Origin of the sequence: Microbacterium sp. UBA837 (assembly GCF_002296025.1) — a bacterium.
GTDB lineage: Bacteria > Actinomycetota > Actinomycetes > Actinomycetales > Microbacteriaceae > Microbacterium.
In genome coordinates this window covers 1,477-20,489 of record NZ_DBHD01000049.1, presented here as the reverse complement: position 1 = coordinate 20,489, position 19,013 = coordinate 1,477, and the positions used below count along the sequence as shown (strand labels likewise).

Annotated in this window: 21 protein-coding genes; 4 read left to right on the top strand and 17 right to left on the bottom strand. The window is 64.1% G+C overall.

Annotation, left to right across the window (positions count from 1 at the left end; translation table 11 throughout):
- The coding region (locus B3587_RS03555; RefSeq protein ID WP_292726606.1) for a hypothetical protein at nucleotides 1–730 on the top strand (730 nt) is incomplete at its 5' end.
- 445 nt (nucleotides 731–1,175) lie between these two features.
- On the opposite strand, the gene B3587_RS03550 is transcribed toward B3587_RS03555, so the two are convergent.
- Nucleotides 1,176–1,454, bottom strand: a complete 279-nt coding sequence (locus B3587_RS03550) for a phosphotransferase (protein WP_292726604.1) — start codon at nucleotides 1,452–1,454, stop codon at nucleotides 1,176–1,178.
- The gene (locus B3587_RS03545; protein ID WP_292726602.1) at nucleotides 1,345–1,833 is read right to left on the bottom strand and encodes a phosphotransferase; all 489 of its coding nucleotides are present in this window, start codon (nucleotides 1,831–1,833) and stop codon (nucleotides 1,345–1,347) included. Before B3587_RS03545 ends, B3587_RS03550 begins: the two co-directional genes overlap by 110 nt.
- Before the next feature lie 79 nt (nucleotides 1,834–1,912).
- Here B3587_RS03545 and B3587_RS03540 point away from each other — a divergent pair, with 79 nt between their 5' ends.
- Both B3587_RS03540 and B3587_RS03535 read left to right on the top strand, forming a co-directional pair.
- Nucleotides 1,913–2,134: a ribbon-helix-helix domain-containing protein gene (locus B3587_RS03540; protein ID WP_228179546.1), complete on the top strand. Its 222-nt coding sequence runs from the start codon at nucleotides 1,913–1,915 to the stop codon at nucleotides 2,132–2,134.
- Nucleotides 2,131–2,499 (top strand): type II toxin-antitoxin system PemK/MazF family toxin, encoded by a 369-nt coding sequence (locus B3587_RS03535; protein WP_292726600.1) that lies wholly within the window; start codon nucleotides 2,131–2,133, stop codon nucleotides 2,497–2,499. Before B3587_RS03540 ends, B3587_RS03535 begins: the two co-directional genes overlap by 4 nt.
- 108 nt (nucleotides 2,500–2,607) lie before the next feature.
- Here B3587_RS03535 and B3587_RS03530 read toward each other — a convergent pair whose 3' ends face one another.
- The 14 genes from B3587_RS03530 to grpE form a co-directional block, all read right to left on the bottom strand.
- The gene (locus B3587_RS03530) at nucleotides 2,608–2,889 is read right to left on the bottom strand and encodes a HigA family addiction module antitoxin (RefSeq protein ID WP_292726598.1); all 282 of its coding nucleotides are present in this window, start codon (nucleotides 2,887–2,889) and stop codon (nucleotides 2,608–2,610) included.
- Nucleotides 2,890–2,901: 12 nt separating this feature from the next.
- On the bottom strand, nucleotides 2,902–3,183 hold the full coding sequence (locus B3587_RS03525) for a type II toxin-antitoxin system RelE/ParE family toxin (RefSeq protein WP_292726596.1): 282 nt from the start codon (nucleotides 3,181–3,183) through the stop codon (nucleotides 2,902–2,904).
- A 136-nt stretch (nucleotides 3,184–3,319) separates the two neighbouring features.
- Complete coding sequence (locus B3587_RS03520) at nucleotides 3,320–3,508, bottom strand: hypothetical protein (RefSeq protein ID WP_292726595.1); 189 nt, start codon at nucleotides 3,506–3,508, stop codon at nucleotides 3,320–3,322.
- 157 nt (nucleotides 3,509–3,665) lie between these two features.
- Entirely contained in the window at nucleotides 3,666–4,214 is a 549-nt protein-coding gene (locus tag B3587_RS03515) for a hypothetical protein (RefSeq protein WP_292726593.1), read from the bottom strand.
- A gap of 44 nt (nucleotides 4,215–4,258) precedes the next feature.
- Nucleotides 4,259–4,441 (bottom strand): hypothetical protein, encoded by a 183-nt coding sequence (locus B3587_RS03510; RefSeq protein WP_292726591.1) that lies wholly within the window; start codon nucleotides 4,439–4,441, stop codon nucleotides 4,259–4,261.
- 9 nt (nucleotides 4,442–4,450) lie between these two features.
- Entirely contained in the window at nucleotides 4,451–4,573 is a 123-nt protein-coding gene (locus B3587_RS03505; protein ID WP_292726589.1) for a hypothetical protein, read from the bottom strand.
- A gap of 12 nt (nucleotides 4,574–4,585) precedes the next feature.
- Nucleotides 4,586–6,271 carry a TRAFAC clade GTPase domain-containing protein gene (locus B3587_RS03500; RefSeq protein ID WP_292726587.1) on the bottom strand — a complete coding sequence of 562 codons (1,686 nt, stop codon included), beginning with the start codon at nucleotides 6,269–6,271 and terminating at the stop codon, nucleotides 4,586–4,588.
- 54 nt (nucleotides 6,272–6,325) lie between these two features.
- Nucleotides 6,326–6,844, bottom strand: a complete 519-nt coding sequence (locus B3587_RS03495) for a vWA domain-containing protein (protein ID WP_292726585.1) — start codon at nucleotides 6,842–6,844, stop codon at nucleotides 6,326–6,328.
- Nucleotides 6,845–6,950: 106 nt separating this feature from the next.
- Nucleotides 6,951–8,513 (bottom strand): Hsp70 family protein, encoded by a 1,563-nt coding sequence (locus B3587_RS03490; RefSeq protein WP_292726583.1) that lies wholly within the window; start codon nucleotides 8,511–8,513, stop codon nucleotides 6,951–6,953.
- Nucleotides 8,510–10,921, bottom strand: coding sequence for a hypothetical protein (locus tag B3587_RS03485; protein ID WP_292726581.1), 2,412 nt, complete (start codon nucleotides 10,919–10,921; stop codon nucleotides 8,510–8,512). Before B3587_RS03485 ends, B3587_RS03490 begins: the two co-directional genes overlap by 4 nt.
- A 1-nt stretch (nucleotide 10,922) precedes the next feature.
- Nucleotides 10,923–11,822, bottom strand: coding sequence for a TRAFAC clade GTPase domain-containing protein (locus tag B3587_RS03480; RefSeq protein WP_414683111.1), 900 nt, complete (start codon nucleotides 11,820–11,822; stop codon nucleotides 10,923–10,925).
- A 279-nt stretch (nucleotides 11,823–12,101) separates the two neighbouring features.
- Nucleotides 12,102–14,804: a fibronectin type III domain-containing protein gene (locus B3587_RS03475; protein ID WP_292726577.1), complete on the bottom strand. Its 2,703-nt coding sequence runs from the start codon at nucleotides 14,802–14,804 to the stop codon at nucleotides 12,102–12,104.
- Between the two features lie 21 nt (nucleotides 14,805–14,825).
- Nucleotides 14,826–16,421, bottom strand: coding sequence for an Hsp70 family protein (locus B3587_RS03470; protein ID WP_292726576.1), 1,596 nt, complete (start codon nucleotides 16,419–16,421; stop codon nucleotides 14,826–14,828).
- Nucleotides 16,418–17,059, bottom strand: coding sequence for a nucleotide exchange factor GrpE (grpE, locus tag B3587_RS03465; protein ID WP_292726574.1), 642 nt, complete (start codon nucleotides 17,057–17,059; stop codon nucleotides 16,418–16,420). The genes B3587_RS03470 and grpE overlap by 4 nt, the downstream gene beginning before the upstream one ends.
- A gap of 455 nt (nucleotides 17,060–17,514) precedes the next feature.
- On the opposite strand from grpE, the gene B3587_RS03460 reads away from it, so the two are divergent.
- Complete coding sequence (locus B3587_RS03460) at nucleotides 17,515–18,612, top strand: hypothetical protein (protein WP_292726572.1); 1,098 nt, start codon at nucleotides 17,515–17,517, stop codon at nucleotides 18,610–18,612.
- A 13-nt stretch (nucleotides 18,613–18,625) separates the two neighbouring features.
- Here the strand turns inward: B3587_RS03460 and B3587_RS03455 are convergent.
- Nucleotides 18,626–19,013: hypothetical protein (locus B3587_RS03455; protein ID WP_292726570.1), on the bottom strand; the 388-nt coding region annotated here is incomplete at its 5' end.

Here is a 19,013-nt window from a genome sequence, read left to right as displayed (position 1 = left end):
GGCCCTCAGAAGCGCGAATACTCAGTCCACCGAGCTGTACTTCGTCGTGTATATGACGAACATCTCCCCAGCACAGTTGCGGGCAATGCACGCGGATTTCGAAGGATCGAGCGGCGCATATCTCGGATACGTCGATTGTTCGACCTGGAACGTGCTCAAGCTCGGGCTGTCTCTCCCTCAGGTCGCGCTTCGAGTTCGAGACTCCATAATCACGGACCAAGACGATGTGGGAACCCCCAACCAAGTGGGTTATCCGTTCGAGGAGAACGGCTTCGCGATCGTAGGCGTTGCAGAAGAGCTCTACGGACCGCTCCTCGGGTTCCGGCTGGACAACGGCGTACCGAAGTGGGCGGACGAAGATAGCTCGATCGCCCTAACTGTGCTTGGCGGCGACCGCCAGCCCATGTCGACGACATCAGTCATTATCGATGAGCGGCGAATCGAGTACTTGTCGAACGGACACGGGGGCTCACTTGCCGGTGCCGGATTGGCCGGGCTCGACCCCGAGGAGCTAGCCGAAGCTATTCGGGCGAAACTCGACCTCGGGCTCATTTACAACCTGCGCTTTGTCGAGGGCAAGCGAGGCGGAGTGCAGGACAGCACTCTGGATGCAATGATGTTCACGGTGCAGGTGGAGTTCCCGCACGCATCGGGATCCGTACGTCGCTATCTGGTTGGAATGAAGTATCTCGCAGCGACCCACACGTGCGAGGTCGTCACCTTCTATTAGGCCTGCAGCTCGACCTATTGGGCCTGCAGCTCGGCGGAAGCGTCTAGCTGTAGCTTCGAGGCGAACTGTGGTGCGGTCGGCAAGACTCACGAAACCCAGCACACGGGCGAGGCGCGCCCGCCACTCGCTCGCGGGATCCGACTCGAACGGCACTTGCGTGTCGGCAAGCGCCTTCTTCGCCCGGGTGATACGCGCCTGCGGCGGGGGGACGCGCGTAACAAGCATCCGGGCGATCTCTTCGGTCGGAAGCGCGTGAGAAGGGGCGTGAGGAACGGATCGGTGACAGGTTCGGTTTAGGCCGCGAGTGTGAGCGGCTCGGCCAGCTTGGCTTCGAACTCCATGGGCGTCACCCGATCGCGGGTGTCCCAGGCTCGTTGGCGGTGATGCTTCACAGCCTGCCTCATGCCGTCGTGCGAACGGTGGGCCGTCGTGCGCTAGGGCCGGCTCAGGCCGCGTTCCAGAGGTCGCGGTAGTACGACATCCGCTCGGCGTCGGGATCGATGCCGTACGCGACGAGCAGGGCGTCCTCCCACCCGGGACCGTAGTTCCACTCCAAGCTCATGGCGGCCACCGCGATGTCGGCCCACCGGTCACCAACGCCGAGAGAACCGAGGTCAACATGACCCGACCAGGTGCCGGCATCCGTCACCACCGTGTTCGGCGCGCACGCATCGCCATGGCACACCACCAGGCGATCCACCAGCGGCGGGGGGGCGCAGAGCATCGGGCACACGGATGCCGCGCGCCGCAGCAACCGCGAGCCGTGTCGGCACATCCCACCGGAACGGACACTCCTCCACCGGAAGCGATTCGTGCAGCGCCCGCAGACCCACACCGATCGCCCGCACCGCCGTGGCCGGATCGGCCAGCCACCGCGCCGACACCGCGCTCTCCCCCGACAGACCCTCGGTCACAAGCCACTCGTGCGCCGCGTCACGCCCTGACTCGAGCACCCGCGGCACCGGGGTGTACCGCCCCGCCCACCGCAGCCTCTCCGCCTCGGCGGCCGCTGACCACTCCGGGTTGTGCGGGTCGAGTTTGATGAAACGGATGCCACTGGCATCGCACCGCTGCAGGGAGGGATGCCTGCATTTTGCATGCACTCCTCCCCTGCTGCGTTCGTGTTGTCCCGGATCCCCAGCTCGCCCACCCGTGATCTTGCTACTTCGGTAGCATCGAAGAATGGTGCATGTGAAAGTCAGCCTCAGCCTCAGCACCGACGACCTCGCTTTCCTCGACGACCAGACCCGAACCGGCGTCTATTCCAGTCGGTCCGCGGCGGTGCAAGACGCCGTGCGGGTGCTGCGCGAAGAACGACTCGCGGATGCCTACGCCGACGCCTTCGCCGAACCTGCAGACGACGCGTGGGATGCGGCATCCGGCGACGGACTTGCGCGGCCGTGACAGACCCTGTGCGCGCGTTGCGACGCGGTCACGTCGTGCTCGTCGATCTCGATCCAGCCGTCGGATCCGAAGCCGCGCGAACTCGCCCGGCCATCGTTGTGAGCAACGCGACCGCGAACCTCAGCGCTGCGCGCACCGGGCACGGGGTGATCACGGTCGTGCCGGTGACCTCGAACGTTTCGACGGTTCATCCGTTTCAGGTGCTTCTCTCGCCGGAAGAATCGGGACTCCCCCGGCCCAGCAAAGCCCAAGCAGAACAGGTGCGCGCAGTGTCGATCTCGCGTGTGAGCCGCGTCACCGGCCGCCTTACCGGCGAATCACTCGGCGCTCTCGACGACGCCCTGCGGCTTCACCTGTCTTTGTAAGCCAGCGAGGTCGGTGCGCAACTCATCGAGGGTCACGCGGGTGCCGTCATCCTCAGTCCGCCGCAATATCCTGGGCCATCACGAAGGCTTCGAGAGCCTCCACGTTTGTCACGCGACGACGAGGGGCTGAACATCGTGGCTCTTGCCTTCGAGTTCGCGGGCGAGATCGTAACTGGTCTGCAGCGCCATCCAAGCGCGGGCCGTCCCGACGCCCGCGCGCTCGAGACGGACCGCGAGGTTCGGACTCACCCCGGAGTGTCCGTGGATGACACGACTAAGCGTGACGCGCGAAACGCCGAGTCGTGCGGCCGCTTCCGCGACAGTCAGCCCCAGTTCGCCGAGCACGTCCTCCCCGATGATCTGCCCTGGGTGCGGTGGGCTCTTCATCATGATGCTCCTCCTTCAGTGATAGTCCTGGTAGTCGACGAGCTCGACATCCTGCCCGACGAATCTGAAGGTCACTCGCCAGTTACCGTTGACCCAGATCGACCAGTGTCCAGCGAGGTCTCCCCGCAGTTCGTGTGTCCGAAATCCTGGGATCGCGAGGTCCGCGGACGATTGCGCGACATCGAGAAGACCCAGGATGCGAGTGAGCTTCGGCGCGTGTGCCGGCTGCACGCCCCTCTTCGAGCCTGACTCGTAGAGCGCCTGGAGTCCCTTGTGTCGGAAGCTCACGATCACCATCGGAGCGTATCGCGTATCGCATCGCGATACAAGGATCATTCGCGACAGGGCTCAACCAGCGCGGGGCAGCAGGTGCGTTGGCGGCGCGTACCGGGCGGCGAACTGGCGAGCCCGAGGCGTGATGGACCGGCGCGCCTCAGCCCACCCACACGGTCGAGAGCACGAGCGCGGCGGGTGCGAGTGGGAGCGTCCATCCGAGGAGCGCGTCGGTGCGGCATCCGTCTGTTCGCTGCGGATCGCGGCGGGCGCGCCATCCGGTCACGACCCACACGGATGCCGAGGCCGCCAGCACGAGCAGAGTCACGACGCGAACGGATGCCGCCACCTCGAAGCCTGCCAGGAGTGTCGCTGCATCAGGTTCGCAAACAGGACATGAATCGGCGATGGATCCCGCAGAGCGAGCGGCCGCGTTTCGCGCATCACCGACGGCTCGATTCAGCGGCGGCTCAGTGACTCCATCAGATGGGCCCACCTCGCCGTTGCTACCAGCGCGACTTTCTCTGCGCCGCCTTGTGAGCGCGATCCCGCTCAAGACCTCGGCCCAGATCGTCTCGGAGCTTGCCGAATCGATTCATCAGGTCTGCTTTCGCGTCCTTCCCTGGGTATCCGATCTTGAAGAACTTGTCGGATGCTTCTTTCCAGGCATTCCATCGATCAGTACGGACGTCCGCGTGCGCGATCCGCTCAAGAACGTAGAGCTGATGCTCCATCTCGCGACGCGCTCGGTCGCGCTTCTCCTCTTCGCGTTTGCGTGCGGCCTCAACCTTGCGAAAATACTCGGCCTTCGCTTCGTCGTGCCGCTGCTTCAACACCTCATTGATGCCCTTGCCTGCATAGCCCGCTTTGAAGAACTCACCGGAGATGTTCTTCACGCGCGTCGTCGTCTCCCACGAGGTCGACGAACCGTTCGCGATCGAACGCAACTCCCCCACCAACTGTTCCTTGCGCGACTGAGCTGCCTTCTGTGCAGCCTCCCGCTCTGCGGCAGCGCGTGCCCACTCAGCGCGGCGCGCATCCTGTTCTGCGCTCATGTCTCGATCCCTTCTCTCGTATCACCACTCCAACTGAGACCGCGTCAGGGGACGAAGTAGCCTGCAATCGCAAAGAGCCCAACCGCGATTCCGAGCAGTCCGAGCCCCGTATAGAAGCGACGGGGACGCTTTGCGGTAAATCGCTTGTGCGTGAACAGCCAGCGCACCAATACATAACCGCCGATCACGGCGCATACGGCACCCGCGACAGACAACAACTCAGCCATGGCGCCGCCTTAGCCGATCAGTCCGGTGACGACGGTCACGAGGGCGAAAGCAACGCCGCCACCGATGAGCAGCACCAGAGACCCCATGAGAATCCGGAACACCGTGTAGGACTTTGGAACTTCAACGCTCATTCGTGCGCATCCTCACTTTGTCGGGACAATTGGGTCGTGGTGCGCCGCCGCATCCTCAACGGGCGCCGGCTGTGCAGCGACGGGCATGAAAGACAGCTTCAGCCGCTTCTGCGCGAGCGCCCAGTCGATGACGCGGACCGGGTCACGGCTCGGATCCAGAGCCTCGCGGTCTCGCGACTCGACAGCGAAGTAGCTGATCTTCTCGAAGTCGAGCTCTGCTCCACGCAGCAAGTTGTCTGCACCGTGGTTGAAGAGCAGTTGGCGCACAGCGCTGGCCTCCCTCAGTTGCGACCACTCCGGCACCTGCACGAGGAGGTCTGCCTTCGACACAACGACAGCGAGCGCTTTGTCCTTGAGGCGACCTCCCGAGGCCTTGAAGCGGTCGACGACGCTCGCGTATGCACCGCCGATGTCGCCCGTGCCCACGATCGTTTGCCCAAGGTCGACCCCGTTGCGTTCGATCACATCCCGCACCTCCGGCAACATCAACGGATCGATGACGAAGACCCATCCGGTGGCACTGTCGATATAGGTGAGAGCCTGAGCGGACTCCCAATCGACGAAGAACTCGCCTGCCGCATCAACGAGCTGGATATCGTGAGTGGATCCGCCGCGGGATGCCTCGAATGTCATCACCTCGGGCCGGCCAGCGAACGCGGTCTTCGGAAGCAACTCCGCCGTGCTGGCGAGCGACGCGAACTGCGTCGCCGCGGGATTAGTCGGTTCGAACGCTCCCCCGGCGCCCAAGGCGTAGTCCTGCATCCCAACGACCGCGCTTGCGAAGAAGGTGGTCTTTCCTGCTCCGACCGGACCGACCACGGGAATCAACACGGTCGGTCGCGCGCCCGCGGTCGCCGACAACTGACCATCGCAATAGGGACATACCACCTCGAGGTGCGCTTTCGCAGCACGAGTCGCCGTCGTCGGGAGCCTCGACCCGCACTCGCACGTGCGGGTAAGTATTCCCAACGGGCCGGGCTGCAGCAGTCGATGCGCTCTACCGCACGTTGCGCAGAGGTAGCCCGGCGTCAACGTTGTGCGATAACACGTCGGACAGACCAGTTCCTTGCTCGCCCTGCGGCGAGACGACCGCTCGGTCGCGCCGTACGCGGCACCCCCCGCTCGCGCCAGGTAGGTGGTGGCCGTCATCACGAGCCACAGCAATCCGATGAAGATCGCGCCTGCAAGCGTTTCCAAGACAGCGAACAACGTGATCGGTAGCGCGACCGTCGGGATCATGAAGACGATCACCGGGACCCACCACAACCACCTTGAGAACCCCTTGGAACGGAGCCACAGAGCACTGACCCACCGCCAAGGAAGTTTCAGAGCCGCAAGGTTGAACCCGATCATCCATGCCGCAACAGCCTTGAAATCGCGTTTCGCCTGATAGGGGAAATACAGCGGCCACGCGGGATCCCAACCGTGCGCAGCCATCTCTCCGGACGGCCTCGCGCCCAGCACCCGTCCGCCGACAACCTCGGCCGGTGTCGCAAGGTCGCCGTCGATCCCGCTCAGCCCCTTGTTAACCAGAAGGATGAGCGGCAAGATCGCCGCGACGGCGTATGCCCCTACCGCAGCGATCGCGACCAGCGGCACGATCGCGAACGTCGCGATGAGAAACAGAAGGAATCCCAACGCGACAATGTAGGCGCCAAGGAGGAAGAGAGCGAGGAAGAGAAGAATCAGGTAGGGCACGGACGCATTCCTTTCACACGGGATAAGTCACAGTTCGCGAGCATCAGAACCCACTCATGAGCGGTTCTTTCTCTTGAGACCTGCCGCCATCTGCCGCATATCGTGCGCCAGCGTCTTCGCAGTCGACGTCGTCGTCGCGGGCTGGCTGGGACTCGCGAGCGGATCGAGCCCGCGAGAGGCGACCGGGCCGAGGCCGATCGTAAGAATCCGCACCCTCTGGGATCTGAGTCGTGATGCTGCCGCCTCGGCGTCATCCTGATCCGTCAGAGACCCATCACTGAAGATCACGCACACCTTGTCAGTGGCATCGGAGTCCATCAGCATGCGCTCGGCGAGCGTAAGCGCTGGCACGAGTTGCGTCCCCCCGCGTGCGGTGGCAGCATCGAGCGCTCGGTGCACCCTTGCGGCATCCCTCGTCGGGTGCACGGCGTCGAGAATTTCATGGTCCCAGAGCACGAGCCCGATCGAATAGCCTCCCGCGACCGCATCCTCGATGAAGCCGCGACCACCCCGCTGCGCCTGCTCCAGCGGATCCCCAGACATCGAAAAACTCACATCGATGCACAGCACCACCACCCCGGATCCGCCGAACCGGGTCTGCAACGCGGCGAGGTTGGATCCTGGCGGGTACTCGGTAACCCCTTCGGCAGAAAACGTCCTCTTCATCCACGACGCCACGTCACACCAACCTCAATCCCGCCACGACCGATCCCTGAGCACTGACCTCGGCGTCGTCGAGCACACCGTGCAAGAACGCCTCCACCTCGAGCTGAATCGGGCGCTCGCCGTCTGCGGACTCGACGGTGATTCGGCCGTCGACGGCAACCGAGATGCGCAGGCGTACCGGACTGCCCGCCGGGCGGGCGGGGATCCCAAGGATCTCCCCTTCGAGCAGCAATCGGTTGTCACCCGGCTCGATCGACTCCCGTACACCGGCCTGTTCGTAGATCTGAATGCGAGCCCGGTCTTGAGCGTCCACGACAGTCGCGACAAGGTGCTCGAAGCCGATGATGGGCAACGGCGTGTTCGCCTTCAGCACGTGATGCACATATGGTTCCTCGCGAAGCGGCTCACCGCTGCTGTGCGTGAGCACGCCGAGCGATTTCGGAAGCACAGATGTAATCCGGGTCACGCCGCCCGCGCCAGGGCGCACCTCGGCGGGGCCGAGACGCGGAACTGCCGCATCAGCCAACTGCTCGGCGAGTACCGCCGCGCCTCGGGCAACTGCCTTGTCAGGATCGGCAAGCTTTACCGGTAGTTCACATCGCGTCTCGAGTGAGCGCCGCACCATCGGCATTCGAGTCGACCCGCCGACGAGTAACACCTGATCAACCGGCGGGGCACCTGCCGCGGATGCGGCGGCCCGAACACGGTCGACGGTCTCGAGCGAGCGCAAGACGAGGTCTTCGCTCACACGCTCAAAGTCATCTCGCGAGACTGCCAGCTCAAGCGTTCTCCCATGCAAGTACACCCGCTCCGTGACGGCGCTGTGCGTTGTGAGGCGTCGCTTGAGCATCTCGGATGCCGCACCGATCAGGCCCATCACTTCGTCGTCGTATCGAAGATCACTCCCATCCTCGAGTTGCTCGACTTGCTCCCAGAGCAGGTCCTCGATGCGCGCATCCCAGTCCAAGCCGCCGAGCTGGGTGTCACCGTCCACCGCCCACACGCGCGGCCGACCCGCGTGCATCCCCACCACCGCAACATCGAACGTCCCGCCGCCGAGGTCGTAGACCAGCGAAGTGAGGTGCGGTTCGTCAGCAAGTCCATATGCGTAGGCCGCGGCTACGGGTTCAGCGAGCAACTCCATGCACCGCACACCGGCAATACTGGCCGCAGCAAATGTTGCCTCCCGCTCACCGACTCCGAAGTAGGCGGGAACGGTTACGACGGCACTGAGCTCAGCCGCACTCACTGAGAGAGCGGCCGCCGCATCTTCGGCCAGTCTGCGCAGAATCACTCCCGAGATCGCCTCGGGAGTGAACTCATTGCCGTGATAGGAGAGCGGAAACTGACGTCCCATCTGACGCTTGATCCCGACGACAACGTTCTCCGCATCGTCGGCAAGGTGGTCCTTCGCACGGTCACCGACAAGCACCGATCCGTCAGATGCGAAATACACCACCGATGGGGTCAGCTCCTTGCCGTCGGCGCTCTCGACCACGACTTCGCCGTGTTCCGGCGAGCGGTGTATCACGCACGAGTACGTTGTGCCGAGGTCGATTCCTATACTGCGGCTCATCGATGCCCCCTCTGAAACCACGACGACGGGTCACGCCAGGAGGGCGTCGACTCGGGAGAGAACTCGGCGAATACGAGATCCACGATCTCGGCCGTATGCGGCTGCTTCTTCAGCGCACGCACATGATTGCGATGTGCGTCAAAGTGAGCCCGCATCGCACCTCCGAGCTGAGTACGAAACTCGCCGCTTGCGACAGCGAAAGCACTGCAGGCTTTCTCCGCCGCGGCAAGAGCATCATCGGCGCTGGTCTCGACCCGCAAGAAGGCGTCCATCGTCGGCCGAGAGAGGCCACCGAGCGCACGAGCCGCGTTCACAGCGGCGGCACGATCCGCAGCACAAACGAGCATCCCTCCGACGGCGGCCAGATCATCTAGTGCCCACACGCGAACCTGCGCGTCGGCGTTGCGCAAGGCGTTGTTCGGCACGACGTCGAGATCGCTGACGACGTGCACCCACGCAGATCGAGCCTCGATGAGCCGCTCGGTAAGTTCGCGAACCGCGTGAGGGAGTTCTGGACCGGACGTGCGCGCCACGATGAGCGCGTCGAAAACCGGCCCCCAGAGGGCGGGCACGCGCGGACCCTCTGCGGTCGGCGTCGCCACGAGGTCATCCCGGATCATCCCGACCAGCGCAGCTGCGCCGGCATCGTCAAGGCCCACCGCTTGCACGATCGCACCCCAGAGCACAGTGTCCACAGGTTGCGCGGTATCACGCGAGAGTATGCGCCAAGACTCTCGAGGGACAGACCTCGCGTGCGCAGTGCGGAGCGCTTCGACCCGCGCAGTTGGCTGCATGGTCGCGATCTCACGAGCGCGGAACCAACCGTCGAGGGGCGATTCAGGCACCGCGCCCAGCGGCGACCACATGCCCTGCATTAGTGCATCGAGCTGTGCCGGCGCCCCCGCCGCGAGCTGCTGACCAACCTTCTCGGCCGTGAGCCGCTCGATCAGCGCGCGCCCATACCAGCGCGTGCTTGCGGCTCCCAGGGACGGGTTCGCGGCCCACTGTGCTGAGATTCGCTCCGCCGCTGGGCGCAGCAGGGCCTCCTCTATGTCGAGTCCAAGACGATCGGTCGCGCCGAAAAGCGCCGTAAGCTCGCTCTCGGGAGCCCCGGCAAGCACCGTCGCCCACGCTCTAGATGCTGCATCCCGCGCGTCGATATCCGGCCAGACGAGAGGTTCGCGCGGCTGCGCGAGTGGCGCCGCGAACGCCCCAGCGAACTCTGTCGCCCCCGCGAGTGCCTCAAGGGTCGGGCCGGCAACTCCCGCCGCGACCCCAGCGAGACCGACGGCAAGGCCGCCGGTGATCGCTTTCGCAGCCAACGCGAACTCCTCGGCATTGCGGGGCCGGTACTGCGCGACAGCGTCAAGCAGGTCATCCTCGTACATTTCGATGAGATCGCCGCGACCGGCAGCTGCAAGCGCGGCCACGACGTGCACAGCGGTGCGCCAGTCACGCTCGGCCGCGCCGGTTCCGCCATCGATCAAGAGGTCGGCGGCACGCGCAGCGCCCGCATCACCGAGTACGGCCAGCCGCTGGGTAATGTCGATGCCTTCTGCCGCACGCAGCGCTCCACCCTCGATAAACCATCGCACAGCCTCCCGCGCAAGCAGAGACGCATCGATCGGCCCGATTTCGTGGGAAGCAGGGGCGATCCAGTACGCGGATGGAGACTGCCGCCAGTCGGCCGGGCGGAGCAGTTGAACCAGCTCTGGGTGGACACCGACGACCTTGAATGATCCTGCCCAAGGCGATGCGTGAAACACGCGAAAGGTCAGGCGAGCTACGGCCTCTCCGCCGAGGAACATAGAGCCCAGAGCGATCCAGCGCAGCACCGTTGTGAGGTCCTCGTGCTCGATGAACACCCTGCTGCCCTCCTCGGCGAGGGACCGCTGGAGCATCGTGACGAATCCTGCCAACGCGGTCAGCGTCCATGGGTCCTCGCGGGCGAACCTCTCGATCGCCTCCGCATCGAGCGAGGGAGCGATCTGAAGTGGTGTCACCCACGCGTCCCTGACTTTCGATGCGGCCTTCTCCAACGTCCACTCGGACGCCGCCATGAGCTGGGCGGGCGAGTACGGAACGAAGTCATCGACATCATCGGTCACAGCAGCTTCGGTCAGCTGGTTGCCGGGACGGCCGTTCGCAGTGAGCCCAAGCGCCCGCGACTGCGTGAGATACATCCGCCCTTCACGCACGGCATACGTGCACTGGAGCGGATGCGAGAGCGGGTCGCCGCCGTGCGCCGCCGCCCACATTGGCGCGGGTACGAAGTTCAACTCCCCTTGCACAACGGCCTGATCCTGGCGATCGAACCCCGCAGAGACCGCCTGGAACTGGAAGCCGTCGCTAGAGTTCACCGACTCCGCTGCTGTGACATCAGTGAAGGTCGCGACCTCGAAAGCCATCTCAGCTCTGCTTCCTCAAGAATCCGCGCTCTGCGAGCAGCCACAGGAACGGCTCTGCGACGCGATGGGGCAAACGACCGCGGGCATTGATGACGCCCGCTCGGTAATCCGGCTCAGCGCCCAGCGCCGACGCTCCGAATACGCGGTAGGTGTCGTAGTTCTGCTCTAACGAGCGGAGCAGACCGTCGCCGCCCCACCGCGCGATGAGCGCCGCCATGTGATCGTGCAACGACTTCGACTCGGCTTCGTCAAAGAGCGGAAGTTTCGAAGCGGGCTGTCTCAGCGGATGGTTGTGAGGTATCTCGTCAAAGAATGCATCGATCTTCGAGACGACAACGGCGACCGGGACCGGGATCTTCTTGTTCTGCTTCACGGAATGGCTCATACGCAGCACTGCCGTGAGAGAACCAAGTACCGCCTCCGGGCCGTCGGATGCAGACAGCGAAACGCCGCGATCGGCAGCCCGCGCGGCGTTCTCCGGAAACGAGAAAGGGTCCAGAAGGAGGATCACGCCCGACACCTGACCCAGATAGTGGATGCTCAGCGCCCGGTCCTCTGAGGCAAAATCCTCTCCGGCGTTGTCGTAGAATGAGAAGATTGTCGAGCGTGTACGGCCGTTCTGCGCATAGCGCCATTCATAGACCGCTGGGGCCGACTTCTGCCCCACCTGGGTCTGCTGCGGCAAGAGCCCGCCCTCATGCGCCATCTCAGCATTGAGGTCCTGCAAGACTTTCGCGAGCCCAGTCCCCCCGCCGGGGTTGTCGATAGCCGCGTCGAACCGGCGCGCGACAGTCTTGGTCAGTTCGCTGTGCAGCGCCGACAGCATTACCGTCTTCCCGGAGGCCCGCACCCCTACCAGGCCGAAGAGCGGCGACTCCGCAGTGATCGAATGTGGAAGCATCGAGTGGCAGCTCGGACAGCATCTCACTGCCGTACGCGCACCACAATCAGCGCACGTTGCGCTATCGCGACCCGTGACTGCCGCGCCACCAGCCTGGACGATCGGCATCGTCGGTGTGCCGTCGCCAAGAAACTGCATTCTGAACGTGTCCGGCCGAGGCGTACACGCCTGGCGGCCCGCCTGCGTCTGGCCCGTGCACCGAAAAACGACGCGGTTCAAGTCGAGTTCGTTATAGCAATAGGGACAGGGCACCTTTGACTTACTGAATATCCCCATTGGTCAGCCCTTCATCTGGTCGGTCGGAGGGTCGACGAGATCCGCGGAGGATGACCCATCAGAAAAGACCCGCACCCAGAAGGGCGAGGGCAGCTTTGGGAGCGCGACTTCGAGTGTCGCCGCCCGGCCGGCACGCAGTTCGAGTCGTTCTCTCGCGCGGACGTCCCCGTCGGCTGGGCTCGTCGGCATGAAAGGCCCGGCGGCGCAGACAACGAGACAGTCGAGGGGTCCGGAGTACTCACCTGGGTCGAGGCGAACCTCCACGGACGGCGCTTTGAACATGCCCTTCTTGATCGTGAGTCGATAGCTGACCGACATTCGGTCTTGGGCATGAGCCACCGCTACGGGCGCAGAGACCCACTCCTCGTCGGCCGACTTAATCACGGTCGCCACTCCGATGTCGGTGACACCGTCGCCCGGACTGATCACAAATCCGCCGTCAGCCCGATACTTCGCGCGGGTGACGCGCGCGGTCCTATCCAGCCCTCCCCGATGCCAGGACACCTGCATGAGGTAGTCGCCGTCCGGCCACCGCCACGAGAGCTTGACCGTATCGCCGAACTTCTCTGCCACACACTCACGAACAGTCGGCGCGGAGCCGGCAACAACACCCGGCCCGACGACGCCCACGTTACCTTCGAACGTATAGGGCAAGAAGATCTGGACCCCGTCGTCGATGGCATAGCGGCGAGTTACCCCGCCCCCACGTTCACTGCCGCCCGGGAGGGGCTGGATGCGTCGGCCACCCGCTGCCGCAAAGTGATCCGGCGTCGACAGCGCACTCAGCTGTGAGCGCTTCGCGACCGGGAAGGTCCAGATCTCGGTGCGATAGCCCGCAACCTCGGTCCACGAGATCTCCACCTCGTGCTGATTCGGGTCTTCGACCGCCCGCACCTGGAAGTCTGCCACTGGGGCAATGGACCCCTTTGGAGTGGCGTCGACCTGAGCTGGATCAGAGTTGACCCGCACTCCTGCTGCTACATACACAGCCCGCACGAGGTACACGTACTTCATCCCGGTCGTCAGACCTGAAACAGTCAGAGTCCGGCCCTGCGGGACGGTGAAAAACTGGGCGGTCCCTTCGGACGTCTCCTGCCTGATTTCTGCTGCGATCGCTTCGTCAGGCATATCCCACGTCAGCGACACCTCCGAATCCGTAACCACTGCCATCAGGCCGCTAGGAGCCGGCGTGATCATCAGCTCTGCGGATGCGGGGTCTGAGAACTGCTGACCATCGCGTGTTGCGAACACCGAGTAGCGGGCTTTGCGACCGATCGGAGGAGCCGTGTCAACCGCCGACGGTGCCGTGACGGAGTGTGCGACGACTACACCGTCAGAAGGGGTATTCGCGACGCTGCCGTCCGTCCGCACAACTGTGTAGGAGACGTTCCGGTCCGCTACGGCCGGCCACGACGCCAGCACGGATGTCCCTTCGGCGCGAAGCACCGGGGTCTGCGGCGCTGCTGGCGGCAGTGCCTCTAGTTTCATTCGAAGATCGCTGTCGCCGGCGTCTATCGCAATTGCATCCGTGAGAGCACGCGCGGCAGTCGCAAAGTCTCGGGCCGCGAGCGCACGATCGTATTCCTTCCTGGCTGTCTCCTTCTTGCTGACTGCTTCCTGCAATTTGGAAACGGCCACGGCGCGCTCCGCGGTGTCATCAGCCAGCTCGGGCAGCGTCTGCGCGAGGCGCTGCGCCTCCCCCAGAGAACCAGCGGCGAGCGCAGCGAGGATTTGAATGGAAGGAGCGGAGGGCGCCGATCCACCGCCAGCCGGCTGGAGCTTGGACACCACACGAGATGCGTCCGTTCTGCCGATTCCGCGGGCTATCAGTCCATCCCGGTTCTGCAGGCGTGTTCCGCCCTGCCGAACAATGGATGTCGCCTGCTCGAAGAGGACTGCGGCCACGAGCTGATGGAGTGCCGCATCGTCGCTGCACTGCGACTTGATGAGCCCGAGTGCCTTTTGGGCTTGCTGAACGGCGTTCGAGTCCTTTGCCGTCTCGCTTCGGTGGTGTGCTGCGTGCACATCAGCGACGGTCAGACGGCGCTCCCCAATGCGCAGATCATCAATGAATGAGATCTTGTCGGCGCGATCTGGAAAGACCAGCAGATCTCCGATAGTCCTGAACTCCGGGTGTGAAACGATGCTCGACAACACCTTCGGTACGGCGGCTGCGGGAGGCTCGAAGTCTGCTTCGACAGACATCCCCGCGGCCTCCGCAGCCCGCCTCAACTCGTCGACCGGCACGTCCGAAAGGCCCGCTCCTCGAGCCAAACCCTCGAGATCGTCGGGCGTGACCACTCCGAGTGGATGATCGGCTTTGACACCCTCGATGAACGCCGCGACGTGCCCCGATCGCGCTTTGGCCTGCGCAGTAGCCTGGCCTGCCCAGAACTCTGCGCGCTCGAAGTCGAGCGCAGCGACCTTCATCGCCTCAAGCAACTGGCGCAGGAGCGCAGCTGACGGCGGGTTACCACCCCACTTATTGAGCGTGGTTTCGATCGATCGAAAGTGCGCAGCGAGGTCCGCGTCCGCGGCGGAGGAGAGGTCGAAAAGCTTTGCCGGGTTCACTGGCGCGAGCGCTTGCTCCCCCGCGCCGGACTTGAGTTCCCGGATGGCTGACGCCACAGCGTCCATCCGATTCCGGTCCTTCGCGAGTGGAACGACGACCTGCGCCTTATAGGCCTTGAAGTCGATCGGCATCATGCAGAATTGGCGACGGCGCCATCACGAGCGGAGGCTCAGGCCAGAGACCTGTGCCTTTGCAGCCGCCACGGCGTCACGAGACAACACTGCGGTTTGCACCTCGATGAGCTCAAAGTTCCCGCTGGCAGGATCGGTCACTTTGCACTGCACGAGTCCTTCCGCAGTCACTGCGAAGTCGATGTGGATCGGGGAATTCCGAGGCAGCGGCGGTACCGACAGATCGACCGACTTCAGCTCTTCGTTGCTCTCTGGATCCTCGGATTCTTTCTCGCCGCGCTGCTCGTAGATTGAGAGCGCCACCGAGGTCTGGTTGTCGGAGAGAGTGGCAGCCTCGATGCTATCTGCGGTCATGGGAATGGCATCGTTGCTGTGCGCAATGAAGCTGATGTAGCCCGTCTTGTCGTGCTCGTCACGGAAGAAGCGAACGCCCAAGGCTTTCGAGATGACGTTGGACACCTGCAGCGTCGACGCCCCACCCAGGTAGTGCTTGGGCGTAGCGGTCGCCTGCTCTTCGGAGGCACTCGCAGTCTCACCATCAGTGGAGAGCACCTCGTCAACCGCGGTCTGACCGTAGATCGCCGCACCCTTGGCCACGGCGAGGTCATAGTCGGTCGGGATCGGTTCGAGCCCGAGCTGCTCTTTGAGGGCCGCGGCAACCATCGGCATCCGCGATGATCCGCCAACGAGGAGGAACTTGTCGACCGTCAGCCCTGGCCGCTTGGACTCGGCGAGAGCGGTTGCGCGGCGACAGATCTCGATCGTCTGGTCGACAAGATACTTCGTAGAGTCTTCGAAATCTGCACGCGTGATCGTGATCTGCTCGTCGGCGCTGTTGTAACGGCACCGGACTGTCGCCGAATCGCGTTTGGTCAGCGACTGCTTCGTCTGCTCGGCATCCCTACGGAGTTCGCTGAGGAACGCGTCATCGTATCGGGGGTCGTCCTCGCCGAGCCCGGCCTGCGCGATGAACCTCTCAGCGATGAGATCTACGAGCGCCTGATCCCAGTCCGCACCTCCGAGGGTCCGGTTGCCGTCGATCGCGACGACCTCAACCTTGCCACCACCGACCTGCATGATTGTCGTGTCGAACGTGCCACCACCGAGGTCGTAGACGAACAGTGTTTGCGTCCGGTCACTTCCGATTCCGATCGACAGCGCTGCAGCGACCGGCTCGGTCACGATCCCGACCACCTCCAGGCCCGCGATCTCGCCCGCCTGCTTTGTGGCCTCACGTTCCTGAATGCCGAAGTATGCCGGCACGGTGATGACAACCTTCGTGACGTCCTCACCTGTCTCGATATTCGCCGCAGCGACGATCTCCTTCAGGATGAGCGCGGATACCGACTCGGGCGTATAGGTCGTTCCCCGATACTCCAGGGGATAGACCGTGCCCATATGACGCTTGATAAGGGCTGCCCCGTTGTCTGGGTCGGCTACAAGCACTTGCTTGGCCTGCTTGCCGATGACGACGTTGCCCGATTCTTCGAAGTACGCAACCGATGGGGTGGTGAAGTCACCTTCGGTGTTGCGGATGATCTCCGCCTGGTCGAGGTCGTTGATCCGCGCGATCGCAGAGTAGGTCGTTCCCAGGTCGATTCCGTAGACCTTGTCGCTCAACTCTCGGACTCCTTCTGCTCGTGGTCGGTTACGTGTGGGATGTCTTCGGAGTTCTCCCCGGGCGAGGGTGGTTCAACTGTGGGAGACGGCGGTGCCGCGTAGGAGTAGAGCACGACTTGAGCGGGCACCGAGACGCGCCGGGCTCCAGAGAACGTGAAACCCTGCCGGATGACACGTTTAATTCGTCGATCCAACGTTGGATCGTCGGTGGGGACAGTGGCTGTGACGTGGTGAGCGGTGGCGTCAAACGGACCATCGGGCTCCGCTCCAACGGAATCCAGATCGATCAACCCCAGGGCTTCTTCAATCGCTCGGGCAAAGAACGCGAAGTCGTTGGCAGACTTCTCCCCCAGCTCGGCTGCGGCAGCGCGTGCGTCCGAGGCCTGCGCGTGCAAGCCTGCGAGCCGCTGGATCGTCGGGCGAAGCAACGCAAGTATCTGGTCGCCCTGTAGCTCGGTGATCCGTTCATTCATCGCGCGGATGATCTCTTCATGCCGCTCGGATCGTTCGTGAAAACGGGAGACCTGAGCTGTGAGTTCGTCGAGCTTCTCAGCGACCGTGTGCCAGTCCTGCTCGCTGGAGGCCAGTTCCTTCGCTGGCTTCGCTTCGGGCGTGGGCAGGGCCTCATCCGTCCCCATTAGAGGCAACCGTGTCGGGCTCTGAGGCAGCGAATCGGCACGAGGGCTGTCACGAGCACTGAGCGTCCTTCCGTCTTCGCTCTCCGCCGAGTTCGGGATCGGTCGGCGGTTAAGTGTCGAAACTAGGGGCCGCGGCTGCGGCGAATTGGCACCGTGCGGAGGTTCCGAACGATTCCGGACGATCCCGAATAGCGAGAACCTCGCCGAGTAATCCCGATCAACTACATCGGCACCAGCGCCCGCCGACGGTTGCGAACTCGGCGTCGATCCGCCCCTGAGAAAAGTCACCAGGACCTTCGACAGTTCCCATTCCTTGCGACGGCGTCTTGCCGAACGAAGCCGAACAGCGTCAGAGGACTTCGCTACGATCTCGATCAAGCCCGAGGATGTCGGCAGTGGAAAGTCCGGGGGGACACGCCATGCATATCGATGAACAAGCTGAGCAAGGCAGAGTGATGGACCGCCTCGTCGCGGAACTGCAACTGTTGAGGCTCAATGCCGGCGACGTGAGCTATTCGCAGATCGCGGACCGCGTCCGCGAACTCCGCCAGAACCGCGGCGAAACGGGATCGGCCGCTTTCGTCGGCCGCACCACGATCTACGACGCATTTCAGCCTGGCAGGCACAGGATCAGTCCGGACCTCATCGCCGACATCGCCAGCGCGCTGGGTGAGGATGCCGAAAGTGCCGCGCGGTGGCGGGAGTACTGCATCCGCGCACGGGCCGACGAGAACCAGCGACGGCGCGACGCGACATCCGACCCGGCACGCGCCGGGAGCAAGGATGGCGCCCACGCTCGCAGCGCCGCAGGTCGCGGCGCCACCGCGCTCGCACACACTCCAACGAAGCTGCCTCAAAGTTCGAGTAACAGCCAGGGGAACTGGCTCACACGAACGCTCGGCAAGCGCGGCGCGACCATCACCGTGCTGACGCTGATCGTGATCGCATGCGCGCTGGTCAATGTGAGCGGCTCACGGCTCGCCGTCGCGTTCGCTCTGCCTCTCTACCTGGACATGATCGGCACTGCGATCGCCGCGATCGCGCTCGGACCGTGGTTCGGCGTCGGCGTCGCGATCCTGAGCCACTCGCTCGTGGCGCTGCTCGCATGGGAATGGCAGGGTCTGCCATTCATGATCGTCAACATTGTCGGCGCCCTCATCTGGGGGTACGGGGTGCGCGCGCGGCGGATGGGCACAACCCCGCTGCGGTACTTCCTCCTCAATATCATGGTCGCGATCAGCTGCACGATCGTCGCGACGCCGATCATCATGATCGTGTGGGGAGGAGTATCCATCAACGAGGGTGCCCAGGGAATCGCTGCGAACCTGGTCACGCTCGGCCACGGTGTGATCGGCGCCGTGTTCTCGGCCAACATCCTCACCTCGATGATGGACAAGCTGATCGCGGGCTTCATCGCCATCTCGGTCCTTCCCTATGTCATCGCTGCGTTGCCCCCGAGCGCGCGAGGCATAGAGTTCATCCCCTCCACGATGCACTTGACGTTCCCGAAGGTTTTCACGCCTCTTCGCGGGACCGCCGTCACCTACCCGTGACGGCCGGAGAGCCTCAGCCCACCCACACCGTCGCGAGCACGAGCGCGGCGGGCGCGAGAGGGATGGCCCAGCCGAGGAGCGCGTCGGTGCGGCATCCGTCTGTTCGCTCGGGATCGCGGCGGGCACGCCATCCGGTCACGACCCAGACGGATGCCGAGGCCGCCAGCGCCAGCAGAGTCACGATGCGAATGGATGCCGACACCTCGAAGCCTGCGAGGAGCGTCGCGATCTGCGCGAACGCGATGACACCCCAGGGAACGATCGCGACTGCGGATCCGACGGCGAAAGCGGCGCCACCGAAGCGGCCGGTCGCGGCGCGGTGATCGTGGACGATGAGAAAGAGCGCTCCGGCGGCGCCCAGCGCGTAGATCGGGACGAGACTCGTGACCTCGGTGATGCCG